Origin of the sequence: Amycolatopsis pretoriensis, from assembly GCF_900107925.1 — a bacterium.
Taxonomy (GTDB): Bacteria; Actinomycetota; Actinomycetes; order Mycobacteriales; family Pseudonocardiaceae; genus Amycolatopsis; species Amycolatopsis pretoriensis.
In genome coordinates this window covers 1-2,244 of sequence record NZ_FNUJ01000029.1, presented here as the reverse complement: position 1 = coordinate 2,244, position 2,244 = coordinate 1, and the positions used below count along the sequence as shown (strand labels likewise).

Annotated in this window: 1 protein-coding gene; it reads left to right on the top strand. The window is 60.0% G+C overall.

Annotated elements, in window-relative coordinates:
- Window positions 1-147: 147 nt before the first annotated feature.
- The coding region (locus BLV96_RS50230) for a hypothetical protein (protein ID WP_208608557.1) at window positions 148-2,244 on the top strand (2,097 nt) is incomplete at its 3' end.

The window sequence follows — 2,244 nt, the reverse complement described above, 5'->3', positions numbered from 1 at the left end:
GCACCGCAGCGTGACGCGCTGATAATTGACACGAACCTCGTATTTTCAGCAGTGGAAAAACCAGGGTTTGAGGTGTTGTTCTTTCAGACAAACTTGGGGCGGGGGGCGGATAGGTATGCTCCAGGGGGAGGGCTGCAGCTCGGGTTGATGCCTGCTCGAAATGCCTTCACTGGACTGGCCCTGACCGAGATCGATCAAGCCTTGGGCTGGCTCATAGCGGAAGGACCGCATAGCTCACGCAGCCTCGCACTCGATTATTACCATAAAAAGAATGCGACAACTGCCGATGCCCTGGCGAGCGATCTCAAAAAAGAGTTCTCGAAAACAGTGGCTCGGACAATGGATGCTCATCCGGAGGCGGCTGCGCAGGGCGTCACTGTGAACTGGATCGAAGAGCGGATCGAGTGGCGAAAACTTGCTCACGATGGAAATCGGCAAGTGTTTTTGGAGTTCATGGTGGATGGCACGCCGTCTTCCGGACCTGATGTTGACCGTTTTCTTCTTGATCAGTGGACAGAACAGATTGATGATCAAAGTTGGCGGCAGGTCAGATTCAAGGGTGTAAGCGATCACGGGGCAGTGGAAGTTGCTCGTGATGAGCGCCAAAAGATCGTCGAATTCGGAAAACGGCTGTGGCGGATTCAGGCCGTTCGGGACCCGGGTGCTGAGCCGCTGGATGTAATCATCGAATTGGCGGTACCCAAGAAGAAGCTTCTCCCGCTCGTCAGGGCTGAAATCTCAACGGCGCTCGAGCAGGGCATGCGTGCGGAGGGAGCGACCGGTCGACCGCTCACACGGATGGTCACAACCTGGGTGGAACGGCGAAATCCGAGCAGGGAATTAGCCGCCAGTTTTCGGTTCATGGACGGTGGACACGACGAACGTTTCTACCGTGACACCGAGTCGTGGGTGGGTAGTTTCTCGGGACTGGGCTCCGAGCTGAGGCCGATCGATCGGTGGCGTATCGCTCACGTAATCAGGGGTTTTGTCGACTCTTGGCAGGCGGAATCACCCGATCGGCGGCCAGTCTTGGAGGTCAAGGTCTCGGGTGTCCCTGGTGGGATGCATGAAAATTTGCGCAACCGGAACGCAGCGGTGCTGGCGGAAATAAGATCAGTGATCAGGTCCATATCCGAGTCCGGTCATTATCTTCCTTATGCGTCAGACGAGTTCGTTCAGAAGTTCGTCAGGTTGGAACAGTCCGGCCAAATCGGAAGTAGTATTTTCGTTTCTCGGAAGCCGGCGGGATGGGAGCCCCGGGCTGGGTTCATGCCGGCGGCTCCGGCGGTGTCTGCCGGTGGTCAGGGTGGTCGGCGTGAGTCGTTGGGGGAGATGGATTGGGTTCCGACGCCGGGCCCGGACGTGAGTGGCTCCGAGATGGCTGCTCCGGTGGTGGGTGGCGGAGAGGTCGTGTCGCCGACGGGGGGGTCGGTTGGCGATGTGGTGGTGGATCCGGTCGGGCATCTGGGTGAGCGCGAGGGTGGGGGCCTGGTTGGGGATGTGGTTCCGGAGCCGGGTGAGTGGACTCGGGAGATGTGGGAGGCGGCGGCTCTGGGGCAGGATGATTTTTGGCCTGATCAGTTCGATGTTGCTTTTCCCAGCGAGGAGATGCTGGAGCAGGGTGTGTCGGCGGGGTGGGGTGCTGATCCCGCTGTCCCGGGTTTCGATGATGCGGGTTATGGGGACTTTGAGGGGAATCTTTTCGGGGTAGAGGAGTCTATTCCTTGGCTTGACGCGGATCCGGATGGTATGGATTTGAGTCCGGGTGAGCCTGCCGGCGGGTCTGGTGATGTTGCGCATCCGGTGTATAGCGTTGATGAAATTCGTCGTCGAGCTGAGTTGGTTCGCCAGTCGCCGTTGGCGGCAGATGGTGGTTGGCCGGCTGCGCAGCAGCGTGCGCGGCAGATTCTCCATTTTGATCATGAGACTGCCGATTTGGTGAATTCGGGAGTTTATGATGATGTTGTCGATGTGGTGGCGGAAGCTGCGGTGGGGGAACGTGCGGGTGGCCGGCCGGCGGCTGAGGTGTCTGAGCAGATCGGGAGGGATCTGGGTACGGCCCGGACCAGGCCGATGTTGACCGGATCGGCGGTGTCGGAGCCGTCGTCGGGGCCGGCGGAGGCGGGTCGGGGAGGCCCGGTATCGGGTGGTAGGGGTTCTGGCTCGTATCGCGCTGCGGTTGAGAGTATTCGTGGTGGCGCGGCGCGGGTGCGTGATTCGGGTGCTGAGAGTTCTGGCGAGTGG